Annotated in this window: 15 protein-coding genes; 13 read left to right on the top strand and 2 right to left on the bottom strand. The window is 60.5% G+C overall.

What is annotated here, in order from left to right; genetic code table 11:
- Window positions 1–9: 9 nt before the first annotated feature.
- Window positions 10–1,467 carry a 2-hydroxymuconic semialdehyde dehydrogenase gene (locus tag GQO94_RS18550; protein ID WP_156842890.1) on the bottom strand — a complete coding sequence of 486 codons (1,458 nt, stop codon included), beginning with the start codon at window positions 1,465–1,467 and terminating at the stop codon, window positions 10–12.
- Window positions 1,468–1,600: 133 nt separating this feature from the next.
- On the opposite strand from GQO94_RS18550, the gene GQO94_RS18545 reads away from it, so the two are divergent.
- From GQO94_RS18545 to GQO94_RS18495, 11 genes are all read left to right on the top strand, one after another.
- Complete coding sequence (locus tag GQO94_RS18545) at window positions 1,601–2,308, top strand: GntR family transcriptional regulator (RefSeq protein ID WP_156842889.1); 708 nt, start codon at window positions 1,601–1,603, stop codon at window positions 2,306–2,308.
- A 4-nt stretch (window positions 2,309–2,312) separates the two neighbouring features.
- On the top strand, window positions 2,313–3,212 hold the full coding sequence (locus tag GQO94_RS18540) for a LysR family transcriptional regulator (protein WP_156842888.1): 900 nt from the start codon (window positions 2,313–2,315) through the stop codon (window positions 3,210–3,212).
- Window positions 3,213–3,432: 220 nt separating this feature from the next.
- On the top strand, window positions 3,433–4,452 hold the full coding sequence (locus tag GQO94_RS18535) for an alpha/beta hydrolase (RefSeq protein ID WP_156842887.1): 1,020 nt from the start codon (window positions 3,433–3,435) through the stop codon (window positions 4,450–4,452).
- A complete protein-coding gene (locus GQO94_RS18530) occupies window positions 4,445–5,611 on the top strand; it encodes a dipeptidase (RefSeq protein WP_156842886.1) in 1,167 nt (388 codons plus the stop codon). Before GQO94_RS18535 ends, GQO94_RS18530 begins: the two co-directional genes overlap by 8 nt.
- A 2-nt stretch (window positions 5,612–5,613) precedes the next feature.
- Window positions 5,614–5,925 carry a 2Fe-2S iron-sulfur cluster-binding protein gene (locus GQO94_RS18525; RefSeq protein ID WP_156842885.1) on the top strand — a complete coding sequence of 104 codons (312 nt, stop codon included), beginning with the start codon at window positions 5,614–5,616 and terminating at the stop codon, window positions 5,923–5,925.
- 31 nt (window positions 5,926–5,956) lie between these two features.
- The gene (locus GQO94_RS18520) at window positions 5,957–6,880 is read left to right on the top strand and encodes a catechol 2,3-dioxygenase (protein ID WP_156842884.1); all 924 of its coding nucleotides are present in this window, start codon (window positions 5,957–5,959) and stop codon (window positions 6,878–6,880) included.
- Window positions 6,881–7,022: 142 nt separating this feature from the next.
- Window positions 7,023–8,237: an acyl-CoA dehydrogenase family protein gene (locus GQO94_RS18515; protein ID WP_156842883.1), complete on the top strand. Its 1,215-nt coding sequence runs from the start codon at window positions 7,023–7,025 to the stop codon at window positions 8,235–8,237.
- A gap of 97 nt (window positions 8,238–8,334) precedes the next feature.
- Window positions 8,335–9,933, top strand: coding sequence for a fatty acyl-CoA synthetase (locus GQO94_RS18510; protein WP_232333023.1), 1,599 nt, complete (start codon window positions 8,335–8,337; stop codon window positions 9,931–9,933).
- 67 nt (window positions 9,934–10,000) lie between these two features.
- The gene (locus GQO94_RS18505; RefSeq protein WP_156842882.1) at window positions 10,001–12,151 is read left to right on the top strand and encodes a TonB-dependent receptor; all 2,151 of its coding nucleotides are present in this window, start codon (window positions 10,001–10,003) and stop codon (window positions 12,149–12,151) included.
- Window positions 12,152–12,192: 41 nt separating this feature from the next.
- Window positions 12,193–13,005, top strand: coding sequence for an SMP-30/gluconolactonase/LRE family protein (locus GQO94_RS18500; RefSeq protein WP_156842881.1), 813 nt, complete (start codon window positions 12,193–12,195; stop codon window positions 13,003–13,005).
- 18 nt (window positions 13,006–13,023) lie between these two features.
- Window positions 13,024–13,776, top strand: coding sequence for an SDR family oxidoreductase (locus tag GQO94_RS18495; RefSeq protein ID WP_156842880.1), 753 nt, complete (start codon window positions 13,024–13,026; stop codon window positions 13,774–13,776).
- A 33-nt stretch (window positions 13,777–13,809) separates the two neighbouring features.
- On the opposite strand, the gene GQO94_RS18490 is transcribed toward GQO94_RS18495, so the two are convergent.
- Entirely contained in the window at window positions 13,810–14,442 is a 633-nt protein-coding gene (locus GQO94_RS18490) for a TetR/AcrR family transcriptional regulator (RefSeq protein WP_156842879.1), read from the bottom strand.
- Between the two features lie 195 nt (window positions 14,443–14,637).
- On the opposite strand from GQO94_RS18490, the gene GQO94_RS18485 reads away from it, so the two are divergent.
- On the top strand, window positions 14,638–15,399 hold the full coding sequence (locus GQO94_RS18485; protein ID WP_156842878.1) for an SDR family oxidoreductase: 762 nt from the start codon (window positions 14,638–14,640) through the stop codon (window positions 15,397–15,399).
- A 154-nt stretch (window positions 15,400–15,553) separates the two neighbouring features.
- The gene (locus GQO94_RS18480) at window positions 15,554–17,224 is read left to right on the top strand and encodes a flavin-containing monooxygenase (RefSeq protein ID WP_156842877.1); all 1,671 of its coding nucleotides are present in this window, start codon (window positions 15,554–15,556) and stop codon (window positions 17,222–17,224) included.
- Window positions 17,225–17,362 lie beyond the last annotated feature (138 nt).

Below are 17,362 nucleotides of genomic sequence, written 5' to 3'. Positions count from 1 at the left end.
CGATCTCCGTCAAAGCAACACGCACACGTTGCGCAGCTCGGTGTAGAACTCGAGGCTATGAACACCGCCCTCGCGGCCGATGCCAGACTGCTTGGAGCCTCCGAAGGGAGTGCGCAGATCGCGCAAGAACCAGCAGTTCACCCAGGTCAGACCGCAGTTTATTTGCGCCGCCACTCGGTGGCCACGCGACAGGTTTTCAGTCCAGATAGAGCAGGCCAGGCCATAGTCGGTGTCATTCGCAAGGGCGATGGCCTCCCCCTCGGTGTCGAACGGCATGATGGCGCAGCACGGCCCGAAGACCTCTTCGCGCATAATCCGGTGCGAGTGGTCGACACCGGTCCAGATCGTAGGCTCCACCCAGCAGCCGTCGCGGTAAGCCTCTCCGACGTCAGCAACGCCGCCGCCGCACACCACCGTTGCCCCTTCCTCAACCGCCAGCTTGTAATACCCGAGAACCTTGCTCTGGTGCTCCTTCGAGATCAGCGGGCCCATGGTGGTGGCGGGATCAGACGGGATTCCGAGCCGCAAGGTCCGTGCGCGTTCAGCCAGTCGGCTGACGAACTCTTCGAAGATCGAACGCTCCACATAAACACGCTCAGTTGCCAGGCAGACTTGCCCACAATTCGAAAAGACGGAGCGAGCAGTGCCATCGATCGCCTTCTCGAGGTCGCAGTCGGCAAAGACGATCGCGGGGTTCTTGCCGCCTAACTCGAACGACACGTCGCGGATGTCATCCGCACAAGCCTTCATGATTGCCGCGCCGGTCCGGGTTTCGCCGGTAAAGGTAATCGCGTCGACGCCAGAGTGCCGCGACAAGAATTCTCCAGCACTACCTGGTCCAAAGCCATGGACAACGTTGAAGACACCCTTGGGGACCCCTGCTGCATTCATCACTTCGCCAAGAAGCGTCGTGGTCGCAGGTGTTTCCTCGGATGGCTTGACGACGACTGCGTTGCCACAAGCCATCGCCGGACCGACCTTCCAAGTCATCAGCAGCAACGGTAGGTTCCACGGCGAAATGACGCCGATCACACCCTTGGGAACGCGAAGAGCATAGTTAAGCGCATCGCCCGTTGCGGTCGGCATCACGAACGACTCTGTCGGAACGTTGGCAACGAGATCGGCGAAAATCCGAAAATTCGCCGCGCCCCTTGGAATGTCTAGATGGCTGGCCAATGTATAAGGCTTGCCCGTATCGGCGCACTCTGCCGCGACGAACTCCTCTGCTTGAGCGTCAATGCCATCGGCAACCTTGTGCAGGATCTGTGCGCGCTGGGCAGGCATCAACGCCGCCCATTCTGCCTGCCCTGCACGGGCGGCCGCCACAGCGTGGTCCACATCGGCCTGCGAAGCTTCGTGAACACGTGCCACCAAGCTGCCATCGACCGGGCTCAGCTTGTCAAACAGCCGTCCGGCCGTTCCGGCAACGTACTCGCCGCCGATGAAATTTTTGATCGTCTTGACCATGACATCCCCTTAGCTGTCGGCGGCTTAGGAGAAAATCGATTTTTTGGCAATACACCGATTTTCCAAGCATGGTGGCATTTGCAGCGACTATGTCTATGATCCGAGAGAAACTCATGGGGTGAGCTGGCCATCAATGAACGAGAATGCTGCACCGACGCTTGTGGAGAGCGTCTACCGGCGGTTGCGAGAGGATATCATCCGTGGAGTTCTGATCGCGGACTCCAAACTGCGAATCAGCGAATTGCGTGAGCGCTACGACGTGGGGGGAAGTCCCTTGCGCGAGGCGTTGAATCGACTTGTCTCAGAAGGTTTGGTCATCTCAATTGGGCAACGTGGGTTTCACGTGCCACCCATCTCGCTGGATGAACTGCGTGACCTCACGGAAACGCGCATCCTGATAGAGACGGAAGCGCTTCGCCGCTCGATCCTAGCCGGCTCCGACGATTGGGAAGATGGCGTTGTCGTCGCGTTCCACTCCCTCGGCAGAATTGAGCGCAGAGGCGATATAGACAGTGAAGATCGCGAGCGCCGGAATCGCGCATTCCACCAGGCCCTCATGTCGGCATGTCCGCTGAAGAAGCTCCTCCAGGTGCACGAGGAGCTATACGATCTTCATGGCCGCTATCGTGCGATCGCGATTGGTCTCGACATGAACCGGCGCAACTTGTTTGACGAGCACGAGGCCATCTACAACGCTGCCCTTGGCCGCGACGCAGATACGGCTTGCGAAGCTGCGCGCCAACACATCCTGCTAACAGCGCAGGTCGTCGAACAGAGAATGGCCGACATGGCTGCCCAGCGCGAACAGCGCAAAGGCGCAGGCAAGCTTTCACGAGCTTAAATCCGTGAACGTACGCCAGCTCTCTCAGATCATAAAAGTGGCGCAAGCCGGCAACATCAGCACGGCAGCCGAAGCACTGAACATATCGCAGCCGCCCCTTACCCGCATGATCCGCAAGGTCGAGGAGGAACTCGGGCATGATATCTTCCTGCGAACCTCACGCGGCATAGAGCTTACCGAAGCAGGCCGTTCGTTCGTTCAAGATGCCGCGCATGTCATCGACATGCACGACCGCATGATCGAGAATGCGCGGCGCATCGGTAGCGGCCTCATGGGAGAGTTCAGCATCGGCATCTATGGTTCGAGCGCTTATCACTTCGTCCCGGGAGTGTTTCGCCGGTTCATGGAAGAGTATCCGGGAGTGAAGATCAACCTACTGGCGATGGACGGGGCGGAACTGCTGGTTGCGCTGCGCAACCACAAAGTTGCGATCGGCTTCAATCCTCTCAGCGAATCCGCCCCGGATGTCGTGGTCCGTCGCATTTCGGGAGAACGGCTTCTCATTGCGCTTCCCGAGCGGCATCCCCTCACCAAGCATGCGGATATCGCTCCCGCCGAGATCGTCGACACCCCGCTGATCCTGATGACGGGACCTGAACGCGTAAATTATCTTCACCTCGCGACAGAAGCTTTCCGCTCGGTCGGTCGGCTTCCGAGGGTCACTCACGAGGTGTCAGAGCCGCTTGCCTGCCTGTCCCTCGTGTCTAGCGGTTTCGGCTTCGCGCTGGTTTCGGAGTCCAGTCGTACGCTTCCCTTCAAAGGAGTGGCGTACCGCGATTTCCGCATGGAAGATCCGCCGTCGGTCGACCTTGCCTGTGCCTACCTCCGCGAGAGTTCGGACCTGATGCTGAAGGCATTCCTCAAGGCTATCGACAAAACCGAGGCTGCAGTTAAAGCGAAATAAAAAATCGCCGAAACTGCCTTTTGTCGATTTTGTTATCGACTGATGATCATCCCCGTGGCATCTTACCCAGAAGAATCCAGCTGCATTTCCGATGCAGGTGACGGGCGAGGAAACCCATGGCTGAAGCGTCTGCTGTGCCAGAAAGAAACAAGGACAGGCGCCGCGCTCGAGAGGGCGGCCCTCAGTCCGGCCCTATGTGCCGCATGTGTGACGCCAGTTCATGCGCCAGCCTGGACTGCTGCTTGATTTCACCAAGTCCAGAGTTGTTTCGATGAGTTTGCGTGCCAAATTGCTGAGTGGGATATTCTCGATCCTGCCGCTCAAGACGATGTTTACCCATCCTGCTCGCCTTAAGCGTGCGATCGATCGGCAGCGCACTCGCCCCCGACCGCGGCCTGGACGTGCATTGCAGCGGCAGGCCATCGTTTCCAAGTACGGAACGGTTCAGTACCCGCTGTTCCGCCTCGTGCCGCGCGGGCTCGTTCCTCACGGCGGCGTTCCTCGCGCTGACCTCCTGTACATCCACGGCGGTGCTCACGCGCTTGAGATCAACGGCCTGCACTGGCGTTTTATCGGCAAGCTGATCGCTCAAGGTTTTGCAGTGTGGGTGCCCATCTTTCCCCTGGTCCCGGATGCGGATGGCGACGCGATCCGCAAGGCCGTGTGGGAGAGCTATGTAAAGGCGACAGAGCACGCGAACGGGAAGCCCATTCAGCTAATTGCCGATTCGGCCGGCGCTGGCCTAGCTCTTGATCTTGCGCTGGGCGCGTGCGTCGAGAAGCAGATCCCACCAGGCTGCATGGTCCTGATTTCGCCGTGGCTGGACCTGAGCTTATCCGCCGCTGGGCTCGATCTTGCCGCGGAGCATGATCCAGTGCTCGATCTCCCCGGGCTGCGGTGGGCCGCCGCTGCGTTCGCTGGCGAGCGCTCGCTGGCCGACCCCGTAGTCAGTCCGCTCAATGCAGACCTCTCCAGCATGCCTCCCGCGTTGGTGCTCACAGGTAGCCGTGACCTCCTGAACTCCGACGCAAAGAGGCTGAAGGCGAAGGTAGCGAGCAGCCATCAGCACTTCCGCCTGATCGAGGAGCCCGGGATGCTACACAACTGGCCGCTGCTGCCGATCCCTGAAGCCGCTTTGGCGTTCGACCAGATCGTTCGGTTCGTCGATCAGGCCAACCAGGCAACACCAGCGCCCTACCCCATGCCGCGCGGATTGCGGCTGACCATGACAAGTGCTTGAGGCGATGACGGACACAGAGATTGCCACCGAAGCCGGCCTCGCGGCTGCAAAGGAGTTCCTGGCCGAAACCTTGGTCATCCAGGGGTCGGAACTCACCTTGTCGCGCGTTGGCGACGGCGACCGCTTTCTTCTCGACGGCTTCGAATTGTCCCGCGAGATCGTCGATGAGTGGCAGCGAGCCGGCCTGCATGCCGTGGGCGTACCGGTCTTCTGCATCGGATCGGATCCCTACCAGGGCGCCGTAGAGCAGATCGCGCGATGGAACAGCCGGCTGCTCGACTTGTCCGATCGAGTAGTGCGGATCGGGTGCGTCGCAGACGTCGATCGTGCGCGAGCCGAAGGGCGCGTAGGCGTGCTTCTCTGCATGCACTTTGGCGGCATGTTCCGCACTCTTGACGACGTCGATTATTTCTACCGCCTTGGCCAGCGCAGCTGCGTCATTGTCACGCATGGGCAGAACGCGATTGGTTGCCCGCCCGGCGAGCGCCACGACGGCGGATTGACGCATTTCGGCGCGGGCGTTGTCGAGCGGATGAACACCGTGGGCATGGCGATCGATATTTCGCATGCCAACGAGCGCACCGCCTTCGACGCCCTGGACGTGTCGACACGACCGATCTGGGCCAACCATACGGCCGCGGCTGCACTGGCGCCCGTGCCAAAGAACAAGTCCGACGGGCTGATGCGCGCGATTGGTGAAAAGGGCGGTATCATCGGCATTCAGCCAAGCGCCTATCTGATCTCCTCGAAGCCATTGGTGGGGGTAAAAGAACTCGTCGACTTGGCGGACCACGTTCGCAACGTAGCCGGGGAAGAGGCTGTCGCTCTTGGCTTCGAAGAGCCTTGGCAAGGTTTCGCTCACCTCGTGGGCGAGCATGCTCCGGTGGGTCCGACCAAATGGCGTCGCCGGGGGAAGACACCACCAGCACCGCCAGCCGGTCCGTCACCAGCCTTGCACATCCCCGAAATGCTGCGCGTAGACCGTTACGCGCTCCTCATCGCCGCCCTCATGGAGCGCGGCTGGGACAGATCGGCCCTCACCCGCTTTGCTGGAACCAACATCCGTCGCTTCTTGGAGGCGCAAGAAGCCGGTCGCACCGAAACGGCTTACCATTCGTCCGTTCGCGCTTCGCAGATTAACAATGGAACGGTCGTGTAGGCGTGGTCCCTTTGCGCATTGAGCTGAATGACGGAGGCGACCCCGTTTGCTGCCGAGAGGGTGAAAACCTGTTGGCGGCGGTGCGCGCCAGCCGCAATCCAGACCGGATCATCTCGGGTTGCCGCGGTGGCGGCTGCGGCATCTGCAAGGTGCAGGTTCGTCACGGGAACTATCGTTGTGGATCGATGAGCCGAGCCCACGTCAGCGTCGAAGAGCAATCCGATGGGTTTGCGTTGGCCTGCCAGCTGTGGCCGCTCTCCGACATGAGCGTCAGCGTGGCAGGCCGCCTAGTGCGCTGCAGCCAACCAAAGTGAACATTAAGTTTTCAGAATCGGGAGATTGATTATGGCTCTTCGCGGCGTACTTAGGCCTGGCTTCGTCCAACTGCGCGTGCTCGATATGGATAAGGCGCTTTGGCACTATCAGGCCATCATCGGCCTGCAGATCGTCTCAACCGAGCCGGACGGCCGCGTCTACCTTCGAGCCTTCGATGAATTCGACCGCCACAGCGTCGTGCTGCGTCCCGCGGAAGAGGCGGGCATGGACTGCACCGGATTCAAGTGCGACGGCGAACCCTTCCTGCTCGAAGCCGAATCCGCGCTGGCGAAGCGCGGCATTCACACCGAATGGGTGGCAGCAGGAGAACAGCCAGGCATGGGCCGGCGTCTGCGCGTGCATATGCCGACGGGACACCTCCTCGACTTCTACGCGGAAGCGGAACTGTCCGACCGCGCGCCGCTGACGCGCAACCCGCACGTGTTTCGCGAGCCTCCGTCCGGGGCAGCAGCTATCCGCTTCGATCACTGCCTTTTGTACGGAACGAACGTCGCCGCTGCTCAGGCCATCTTGCACGAGGTCTTCGGATTCGAGCTGGCAGAGCATCTCGAGGATCCGACTGGAAGCCCCCTGGCCGTGTTCCTGTCGGCATCCAACAAGGCTCACGACATCGCTCTTGTCGAACACCCGGAGCCCGGCAAGTTCCATCATGCGTCTTTTCTGGTCGAAGACTGGGCCGCGATCGGCCATGCTGCCGACCTCATGGCCGTGTACAATGTTCCCGTTGACATCGGACCGACGCGGCACGGGATCACCCGCGGCAAGACCATCTATTTCTGGGACCCTTCCGGCAATCGGAACGAAGTCTTCGCGGGCGGTTACACGTTCTACCCGGACCATCCCAAGCGGTCCTGGGAGTTCGAACATGCCGGCCCGGCGGTCTTCTATTATGAAAAGAAGCTCAATGACACGTTCCTCCCGGTGGTCACCTAGAGATACCCAAAAGGGTATGCGAGAGCAGTAGTAAGTATTAGACCCGGTAGAACCCACGTCGTACGCAAACCAGGCCGCGGCGTTCCGCGATGAGGGTTTGACGCCTCACCGCCGCTGGCAATGACCGCTTGGGAGATCCCTGATGTACATGAGCAAGATCGGTCCTGCGCAAGGACTGTCGAAGGAAGGACGCGATTTTATTGAGCGCGTTCGCGAGATCGTGCCCGGCCTGCGCGCACGCGCAAACGCTGAGGAAAAGGCGCGCAACCTTTCTAAGGAAACCATCAAGGATCTGCGCGATGCCGGCGTGATCCACATGCACGTGCCCAAGCAGTACGGCGGCGGTGACCTGGGCTTCTGGGAACACTATGAAATGTCGTACCTGGTTTCCCAGGGTTCGGCATCGGCAGGCTGGGTGGCGTCGTTCCTTGCACAGTGTGCAATCTGGATCCGCAAGTATTCCCCTGAAGTGCAGGCCGAAGTTTTCGGAGACCCGGATTACAACGGCTGCTGCGGCACCAACCAGGCCCGCGAAGGCTCTAACGTCACCAAAGTCGACGGCGGCTGGATTCTCAATGGTCGCTGGGGCTTCAGCTCTGGCTGTATGCACTCGACCTGGGCTGTGGTCAGCGTGCCGCACGAACTCGACGGTCGGAAGACGCGGATGTTCTGCCTGGTGCCGATGCGCGACATGCAGATCGACGATATGTGGTACACCACTGGTCTGTGCGCAACGGCGTCGAACGACATCCTCGCCAAGGACGTCTTCGTTCCCGACGAGCGCGTGCAGGACATGGAGACCTACATTTCGCCGGAAGCCCCGGGCGTCAAAGCTGATCCCGACAACGAACTGTCGCGCTGCCCCATCTTCCGCATTGCAGCCCTCGGCCACCCTGCCTATCCGCTCGGCGCCGCTCATCGTGCGCTGGAAATCTTCAAGGAAGACATCCTTCCTCGCCGCGCACGTTACTGGGGTGGCGGGCCGTTGCAGCAGTCACAAACGATCCATCGCATCTTCGGCGCGTGCTACGCCAAGCTGCGCGCGGCCGAAATGATGCAGCGCGAAGTTGTGGAGGGCACCATTGCAGGCATTCGCAACGGGTTCACCCTTGAAAGCCGGGCCGATCTCACGCTGCTTTCCGCTGAAGCTGTCGATTGGGCGGCAGAAGCGGTTGCCGAAATCGTGCGGCAGGCTGGTGGCTCGATCCACTTCGCCGGTGAGGAACTCGACCGCATCAACCGCGACATGCTGATGCTGGGCAACCACAGCACCGGCGACGTGAACTACGCGGAAGAAACATGCGGTCGGGTGCTTCTCGGACTTGGCCTCGAAGGACGCATCCCAGCCTTCTTCTAAGAGCGCGTACCAGCGTGGGCTTCCGCATCCCGCCAGCCGCGGGAGCCCACGCATCCAAGCAAAGCACAAGGCCATAGAGCCATTCAGGAGAGAAGTGATGCCCGACGGGCCGGATAGCGCAATGCCAGCGGAACTCAGCCCCGCAGTTGCAAGCGCGCGCGGTCAGTCGTTGACGGCACTCCTCCGTCGCTCGGCGCGTCGGCATGGCGACCGCCTGGCTGTAGTTTGCGGCGAAACCTCTTGGACCTACGCCGAGTTTGAAGGTGTCGTCGAGCGGCTGGCCGCAGGTTTGGCTAACGCCGGCATCGGCAAAGGCGATCGCGTGGCTCTCTTCGCCCGCAATAGCCATGCCTTCGCGGCGCTCCGCTTCGCTGCGGCACGTGCGAACGCTGTTCTGGTGCCTATCAACTTCATGTTGAACGCTGGAGACATCGAGTACATCCTCAATCATTCTGGCGCGAAATTGCTGTTTGTTGACGCGTCTACAGTTGACGTCGCTCTGGCCGCGGACCGTTCGGCCGTCGAGACTATCTTCGGCATCCCGGGAGAGACGACGCCTCCGCCTTTGCAGGTTCCGTCTTGGGACACTCTGCGGACTGATGATGTCCCGCCGCCCTGCCTTAGCGGCGGCGATGATCTGCTCCAACTCATCTACACCAGCGGCACTGAATCGAAGCCGAAGGGCGCGATGCTCTCGCACGGTGCAGTACTCTGGGAGTATCAGAGCTGCATCATCGATTGCGAGTGGACGCCCGATACTGTGGCTGTTCATGCGATGCCGCTGTTCCATTGTGCGCAGCTGGATTGCATGCTTGGCCCTGCGCTTCAGGTCGGTGCTTGCAACGTGATAACCGGCAACCCAGCCGCGTCCAATATCATCGGATTGCTTGCCAAGCATCGTGCAACCTCCTTTTTCGCGCCTCCGACCGTTTGGATCGCGATCCTGCGTTCGCCCGAACTTGAAGGCGCGGACCTGAGCTCGCTGGAAAAGGGTTACTACGGCGCTTCCATCATGCCAGTGGAGGTCCTTCGCGAACTGCAAGAGCGCTTCCCGGCCATACGCCTCTGGAACCTCTATGGGCAAACTGAGATCGCCCCCGTGGCGAGTGTCCTGCGCCCCGAGGAGCACGAAGGTCGCTTGGGATCGGCCGGGCGGCCTACCCAGCACGTCGAGACGCGCATTGTCGACGATGACATGAACGACGTCGCGACAGGCGAGATCGGCGAGATCGTGCATCGCTCGCCTCAGCTTCTCAGCGGATACTGGAACGACCCGGAGCGAACTGCCGCGGCGTTCGCAGGTGGTTGGTTCCATAGTGGAGACCTGGGCTGGATGGACGCAGATGGCTTCATCACCGTGGTCGATCGCAAGAAGGACATGATCAAGTCGGGCGGCGAGAACGTCGCGTCGCGCGAGGTAGAGGAAGCGATCTATCGCCATCCGGCAGTGTCGGAAGTCGCGGTCATCGGCCTGCCCGATCCAAAGTGGGTAGAGGCGGTGACTGCAGTGGTCGTTCTGCGGCCGGGCTGTCACAGCAAAGTCGAGGACCTGATGGAGCACTGTGCGGCGAACTTGTCCGGCTTCAAGCGACCCAAAGCCATCCACATCACTGAGACTTTGCCGCGCAATGCGAGCGGTAAAATTCTTAAACGCGAGCTCCGCTTGTCGATGTTGGAAAGCAGAGAAGCCGTCTGATTGAGATATTCCAAAGATTATTCAAATCAATAATTGTTGAAACTTGTAAATCAAAGGGGAGGAAATAATGAAGTACCTGTGGGGATCCTGCCTATCGACGCTTACGCTACTTGCGCCCGCCGCATACGCTCAGGAGGAGAGCGCAGGGTCTCCGCTCCAAGAGATTATCGTCACAGCACAGAAGCGTTCGGAAAACGTGCAGAACGTTCCGATTGCAGTCACCTCGATCGCCGCCGGTGATCTTGCGAACGCACGCGTTGCGGATACGCAGGGCCTGCAGCTGGAAGTACCATCGCTCAACTACGCGTCGAATGCAGGATTCGCGCAGCCATTCTTGCGCGGCGTTGGTAGCGACATCGGCTCTCCCGGGGCGGAGGCGAGCGTCGCCACATTCATCGACGGCGTGTACATCGTCAACAACCAGTCGGTGATCACCAACCTGCTCGGGATCGACCGCGTCGAGGTCCTGGCCGGTCCGCAGGGTACTCTTTACGGTCGCAATGCCTCCGGCGGTGCGATCAACATCTACACGATGACGCCCAAGCAGGAGCTGGAGGCGAGTGCATCTGTCACCGGCGGCAACTACGACCTTTTCGAAGGTTCGGCACACGTGTCGGGCGGAGTGAGTGATACCCTTGCTATCGGTGTCTACGCCATAGGGACACAGCGACACACCTACCTGAACTACGCCCCTGCTCTGCCGCCGGGTCAACGCACAAAGAACAAGGCTTGGGCGGCGCGTTTCAAGGCCGTGTGGCAGCCGGTGGACGCCGTCAAACTGACCGGCAGTATCGAGCACAGCTACGACTACAATGTAGAGGCATCCTACCGTAACGTGCAGCCCAACGCGATCGGCAACACGCTGGGTGGCACCCCGATCATCAAAGACTACGTGGTTGTTTCCGACATACCGCAATTCCGTCGTGCCACTGCGACAACGGGAATCCTACGTGAAGAGGTCGATCTCGGGTTCGCCGATCTCGTCGGCATCACCGGCTACCGCAAAGGAAAGAGCATCGTTCAGGCGAATTTGGACGGAACGGACACGCCGGTGGCCTATGTCAACTCTCCGATCCGCAGCCGCCAATTTTCACAGGAAGCGCAGCTGGTGTCGAAGCCTGGCAGCCCAATCAAATGGATCGCCGGCGCTTACTATCTGAAGGAGAAGAGCGGGTACCTGCCTTTATCGGTCCGCTCCGGAGTCCTCTTGCCGGCGCCTTTAATCGGATATGATTTCTTCTCGCCCATCCAAACGCGCTCGTTCGCCGTCTTCGCGCAGGGTTCCGCACCGCTGACGGATCGGCTGACCCTGACGCTCGGAGCGCGGTACACCTGGGATCGCAAGGCCAAGGGCGCCGGACGTCAGGACCTGCTCCTACCCGACGGAACGGTGGCCGCATCGATCCCCTATCCGGCGGCTTCGCGCAACTGGGAGAAGTTCACTCCGAAAATCGGCCTCGAGTACAAGCTCGACAATGCTCTGCTCTATGCGACGTATTCGCAGGGCTACAAATCAGGACTTTTCACAACCTCCTCGGCCGACAACACACCGGTCAATCCTGAGACCTTGGATTCCTGGGAAGCTGGTGTGAAGTCGGACCTGTTCGGCCGGCGCCTGCGCTTCAACGCTTCGGCGTATTACTACAAATTCAAGGATCTCCAGGTTGCGATCTTCGAGGGCGGGGCAGCGCAGAGCTACCGCAATGCAGCGCGCGCACGCGCCTATGGCATCGACCTAAGCGTTTTGGCGGCGTTGACCGAGAAGACCACCTTGAAGCTCGGCGCTGCAGTCGAACATTCCGAATACAAGGACTTCCCAGAGGCGGCGTTCTTTATCCTCTCTCCCACCGGGAACATCAACAGCAGTCGCCCGGCTGACGGCAATCCGCTGATGCGCGCGCCAAAGTTCGTGGGCACAGCCGAGCTGAACCAGAAGATCCCGCTGAAGGACGGCTCCAGCTTCGACCTGACCGCCAGCCTCTACCACAACAGCGGCTTCAACTGGGATCCTGCCGGGGACCTGCGGCAGGGCTCGTATCGCAACGTGAACCTCTCGGCGACCTACACTACCGCCGACAAGAACTGGAAGCTGACCGCGTGGGTCACGAACTTGTTCGACAAGCAACGGTTCGTCACCGAGTCCTTCACCAATTTCGGCACGTTCGCCGCCGATGATGCGCCTCGCATGTATGGGGTTACCGCAAGCTGGGACATGTAATCGCCCCCTCGCCCACTATGCAGCGCTGGAGATTTTAGAAGATGACCAAAGTATCCGTTCTCGCCAGTGGGCTTCACATACCGGAGTCGCCGCGATGGCATCGCGGCGCACTCCACTTCGTGGATGGACCGTCCGTTCACCGGCTGTCGGCCGACGGCTCTGTCGAGGTGGTTGTATCGGTCGAGTGCCCAATTCTGCTCGGCCTGGACTTCGCTTCGGACGGATCGATCCTCACCAACGATGCGGCTGGCCGACGCACAATGCGTGTCGCGCCTGATGGCTCGGTAAGCGTCGTTGCCGACCTGTCGAACCTCGCTGCCACGATGCTGAACGAAGTCACGCTGCTGGAGGATGGCAGCATGTTCGTGGGTGAGATTGGTTTCGACGTTATTGCCGGCGCCCCACCGGAAACAGTGCAATTGCTCTATGTCAAACCTGACGGAACGGCATCGCGCGTCGGCCCGCAGATCGCATTTGCCAACGGCATGACTGATGCCCCCGGAGGGAACGGCTTCTACGTGGCAGAATTCGTTGAAGGCGCAATCTGGCATGTCGACACATCTACTGCAGACCCCGTATTCACGCGCGCGGTTGCGGGAGTTGGCATGGGCGTCGATGGCATCGCAATCGGTCCTGACGAGAAGCTCTGGTATGCCAACATGCTCGGCGGCCAACTCTATGAGCTGGATGCAGACGGCCGCAAGACGCGGGAGATCGCAACCGGCTTTCCGCATGCAACGTCGCTCGCGTTCGCTCCGGATTTTTCGCGCGTGTTCGCCACCGTCGTCGAGCAGCTGCCCTCGCCCGAAACGATGGGCCTGGCTACTGGAGCCGTCGTCGCAATCGATCTCTGACACGAAGGAAGACCGAACATGGGAAGACTTGAAGGCAAAGTGGCGCTGATCTCAGGCGGCGCTTCTGGAATGGGCAGTGCCCATGCCCGTGCGATGGTCGCCGAGGGCGCAAAGGTGGTTTTGGGTGACATAGCAGACGAGGCGGGTAAGGCGCTTGCGGCTGAGTTGGGCGACTCCGCTCACTTCGTTCATCTCGATGTCACGCACTCGGCCGATTGGCGGGCTGCCGTCGAGGCCGCAGTCACTCGCTTTGGGAAGCTCAACGTGCTTGTCAACAACGCAGGCATGGTCAACGGTGGACCGTTGGGAGCGTTTGCCGAATCCGATTGGAACCAAGTTCTCGCTGTAAACCTGACGGGACCGTTCTTGGGGATGTCCGCTGCCATCGATGAACTAAAGCGGTCAGCACCTGCTTCGATCATCAATGTTTCCTCCATTGCAGGTCTGCAGGGCATGGCGGGGCTTCACGGCTATACATCCTCCAAGTTCGGCCTTCGCGGACTTACCAAGAGTACTGCGCTCGAGCTTGCGAGAACCGGTGTTCGGGTAAATTCAGTTCACCCGGGTGGCGTGCGCACCGCCATGACAGCGGCTTTTCCCGACAGCGCCGCTACCGCACCCATGGGCCGCTGGGGCCTTGTCGAGGAAGTTACCGGCATTGTGCTGCACCTGGCCAGCGATGAATCCAGCTACACCACCGGCGCCGAGTACGCGGTGGACGGCGGCGAATCCGCAGGCGTGGTGCATAATCTGGGCGAGCATCTCGATTAACGCGCGTGCGGCCTGCTCGATTGCAGGCCGCCCTCACCCTCTTTGGAGGAACTCCAGCAGATTGCCCGCGAGCGCCTCGATAAGACTGTCACGATCACAGAGGGGTACTGGAGCGATGGCCAACCTGGGTAGTGCTTCCACTTGGGCCAACAACGTCACGGCCCGTCCCCGCAGCGCCGGATCACGCCCGGACGCGGCGACGGCGAAAGTCGGGTGCGTCCTGCCTAACGTGCTCATGATCCGTTGGTAGAGATTAGCGCGGTCTTGCGCGAGATCAGGCTCGGTAGGCACTGCTGCAAGCAACAACAGCACTGTTTTGCGGTCGGCCTCGCAGTATTCAAGGAAGCGCCGCGACCAGGTAACAAGTTGGGGCAGAGCCGGCTTTGATTCGGCCAACTCTTCGTAAAGCGCCATGAGCCCGCGCTCGAACTCGCTGATCAACTCTGCAAGCACGGCGCTTTTCGAGGAGAAATGAAGGTAGAAGGTCTGCCGGCTGACCCCCGCTGAAGCCGCGATTTGGGCGATACCAGTCGGCCCGTATCCCTGCTTCGAAAATAAGTCTTGCGCCCCAGTCACAATGGCATCGCGCGTCTGGCGCGCCGCCTTTTCCCGTGCTCGCGAGTATGTTCCGTAGGCCGCTCGCGCTGCCCTCGCCTCCTTCGTCATGCTGCTTTGTCGCGCGATATAAATGCAATGTCCAGATTGACGCCCCAAACCGTTGAGTTTACATCGTGTCGTGCAAATGCGGTGCACGACAGATGCACTGGATGGTCGAGTCGATGCCCTTACCTCCCGGTTGCCACCTCTCGGGTCTCAGCGACCTGACACGGCTGCCGCAATCATCCCAAGAAGGAGCCTAATATGATCTCTCTCACTTCGAAGATCGCGCTGGTGTCTGGCGGTGCCATGGGCATGGGCGCATCTCACTCGCGCGCGATTGTCGCCGCTGGCGCAAAGGTCGTGATCGGCGACGTGGCTGACGAGGCGGGTCGCGCATTGGCCGCCGAACTCGGCGACAGTGCGGTCTACGTCCACCTAGATGTCACCAATCCTGAAGACTGGGACGCGGCTGTAAAAACAGCTGTCGACACGTTCGGCGGCCTGAACGTGCTCGTTAACAACGCTGGTATCATCAATGTCGGCGCCCTCGGGACTTACTCTTTCGACGAGTGGAACAAGATCATTGCGGTCAACCTCACCGGGGTGTTCCTGGGCATGAGCGCCTGCGTGGAAGCCATGAAGAAGTCCACTCCGGCGTCGATCGTGAACATTTCTTCGATCGCCGGCACGCAGGCAGTGGCAGGCTTCCACGGCTACGTCGCATCGAAGTTTGGTGTGCGCGGCATTACCAAGAGCGCAGCCCTTGAGCTGGCGCCATTCGGCATTCGCGTGAACTCGGTCCATCCCGGAGCTATTCGCACGCCCATGACCGCCGGCCTGCCAGACTCGGTCGCGCACAACGCGCTCAATCGATTTGGTCAGCCGGAGGAGATTTCAAATCTCGTCGTCTATTTGGCGAGCGACCTGTCCAGCCTGTCCACCGGGAGCGAATTCGCAGCCGACGGCGGTGAAGGCGCCGGTGCCATTCGCCCGCTCGCGGACCAGCTTGCCGCCGTAAGCTGAGGTCAGTGCTGCTGGCAAAACAAGCCGGTGACAGCAAGTACTGCCAAGGGTTGTCGTCGGAGACTTTCCTCCGACGACAAGTCCCTCTGTGCAGCACGCAAATACGAACAACTCTGCACACTAGTCGAGCCATTCATCAGGCCACGGAGGACACGTGCCCGAACAACTATCCAGCCAAGTCTACGACGCGGTCATTGTCGGCGCCGGTCATTCCGGGCTTTACCTCCTGCACAAGCTGCGCGGTTTGGGCTTCAATGCGATCGTGCTCGAGGCAGAGGACGACGTGGGCGGCACCTGGTACCGCAATCGCTATCCGGGCCTTCGCTGCGACGTTGAAAGCGTTCTTTACAGTTACAGTTTCGACGAGACACTCGACCAGGAATGGGAGTGGAGCGAGCGCTTTCCTGCCCAGCCGGAGATCCTCTCCTACCTTCATCACGTTGCCGATCGCTTTGACCTGCGAAAGGACATTTTGCTAAACCAGAAGGTCACGGGTGCCACCTGGGATCAGTCGCTGTTTCGCTGGACGGTCGCGACCGCGTCGGGACGGACCCTCCAGGGACGCTTCTGTCTCATGGCGACTGGCATCCTCTCTGTGCCGTCGCTGCCATCTCCCGAGCTACTCGGCGACTTCGCTGGCGAGTGGTACCACACCGCCAACTGGCCGAAGGTGCCAGTCAGCTTTGCAGGCAAAAGGGTGGGTGTGATCGGCACCGGCTCGTCGGCAGTCCAAGTTATTCCTCGCCTGGCCGAGCAGGCTGAACACCTCTACGTGTTCCAGCGGACGCCGGCTTTCGCGATTCCGGCTCAGAACTATGCGCTCGACGCGGAATACCAGGCGTGGTGGCGAACGAACTTCCGCGACATCCGCGAGAAGAACCGTTGGGCTCAAATCGTTGGGTTCGGCGACACCCGGATGGACGACAGTTACCGTGTCCCACCTGTCGCGAGCGCTCTGGACGCGACACGCGAAGAGCGCGAGGCGCGATATCAAACGTTCTGGGACATGGGCGGGGGACAGATCACGCTGGCCTACCCCGACCTCATTGTGAACGAAGAATCTAATCGCACACTCGCTGACTTCACTGCGGCAAAGATCGACGAGATTGTCGCCGACCCTGTCACAGCTGACGCGCTCAAGCCGCGTGGCTTCCCCTTGGGTACCAAGCGGCCTTGCCTCGAGATAGGGTACTACGAAGCCTTCAACCGAGACAATGTCAACCTCATCGACGTCCGCAAGGACCCGATCGGGAGAACTGCGGCCGAGGGCATCGTGACCGCCTCCGGCGCGACGTATGACCTTGATGCTATCGTCTTTGCCACCGGCTACGATGCGGTCACGGGCGCGCTTTTGCGCATGGACGTGCGTGGCGTGGACGGGCTTTCGCTGGCCGAAAAGTGGGCGGATGGCCCGGTCGCTTACCTGGGGTTGATGACGGAAGGATTCCCAAACCTGTTCTTGGTGCTTGGCCCTACAAGCCCTTCCGCCTTCACCAATTGCGTCAGCTCGATCGAACAACACGTGGACTGGATCGCGGACCTGCTCGTCGACATGCGCGAACGCGGCGATGCCACCGTGGAAGCAACTGCAGAGGCTGAAGAAGCTTGGTCAGAGCATGCGGCCAGCCTGGTTCAGATGACCCTCTTTCCCAAGGCCAGCTCCTGGTACATGGGCGACAACATCCCCGGCAAACCCCGCCGCATGCTCATTTATATCGGCGGAATGGCAGCGTACCGGACGAAGTGCGATGACGTTGCGAGGTCAGGCTATGTTGGACTGGCCCGTAGCAAAGAGTCTGAGTCAGCTCCGGTCGTGAGATCTTAGCCGTTTGGAAATACTCGGGCGACCCACGCGTCATCGTTGAAGAAGCGTGCCATCCATCGGGCCCGCACCCAATTGCTCGCCCGCCGGCTGAATACCGGCGGGCGCTAGCTCACGGGCGATTAGAGAAATCCATCCGCA

This window comes from Novosphingobium aquimarinum, assembly GCF_009746585.1.
GTDB lineage: Bacteria > Pseudomonadota > Alphaproteobacteria > Sphingomonadales > Sphingomonadaceae > Novosphingobium > Novosphingobium aquimarinum.
The sequence above is the reverse complement of the archived record's forward strand: the minus strand, read 5'-3'. Positions and strand labels throughout refer to the sequence as shown.

Coding starts and splice junctions, on each gene's coding strand:
- GQO94_RS18545 (WP_156842889.1), top strand. CDS start 1,601: ATGAACGAGAATGCTGCACCGACGCTTGTGGAGAGCGTCTACCGGCGG.
- GQO94_RS18550 (WP_156842890.1), bottom strand. CDS start 1,467: ATGGTCAAGACGATCAAAAATTTCATCGGCGGCGAGTACGTTGCCGGA.
- GQO94_RS18515 (WP_156842883.1), top strand. CDS start 7,023: ATGTACATGAGCAAGATCGGTCCTGCGCAAGGACTGTCGAAGGAAGGA.
- GQO94_RS18495 (WP_156842880.1), top strand. CDS start 13,024: ATGGGAAGACTTGAAGGCAAAGTGGCGCTGATCTCAGGCGGCGCTTCT.
- GQO94_RS18485 (WP_156842878.1), top strand. CDS start 14,638: ATGATCTCTCTCACTTCGAAGATCGCGCTGGTGTCTGGCGGTGCCATG.
- GQO94_RS18510 (WP_232333023.1), top strand. CDS start 8,335: ATGCCCGACGGGCCGGATAGCGCAATGCCAGCGGAACTCAGCCCCGCA.
- GQO94_RS18505 (WP_156842882.1), top strand. CDS start 10,001: ATGAAGTACCTGTGGGGATCCTGCCTATCGACGCTTACGCTACTTGCG.
- GQO94_RS18500 (WP_156842881.1), top strand. CDS start 12,193: ATGACCAAAGTATCCGTTCTCGCCAGTGGGCTTCACATACCGGAGTCG.
- GQO94_RS18490 (WP_156842879.1), bottom strand. CDS start 14,442: ATGACGAAGGAGGCGAGGGCAGCGCGAGCGGCCTACGGAACATACTCG.
- GQO94_RS18535 (WP_156842887.1), top strand. CDS start 3,433: ATGCGCCAGCCTGGACTGCTGCTTGATTTCACCAAGTCCAGAGTTGTT.
- GQO94_RS18520 (WP_156842884.1), top strand. CDS start 5,957: ATGGCTCTTCGCGGCGTACTTAGGCCTGGCTTCGTCCAACTGCGCGTG.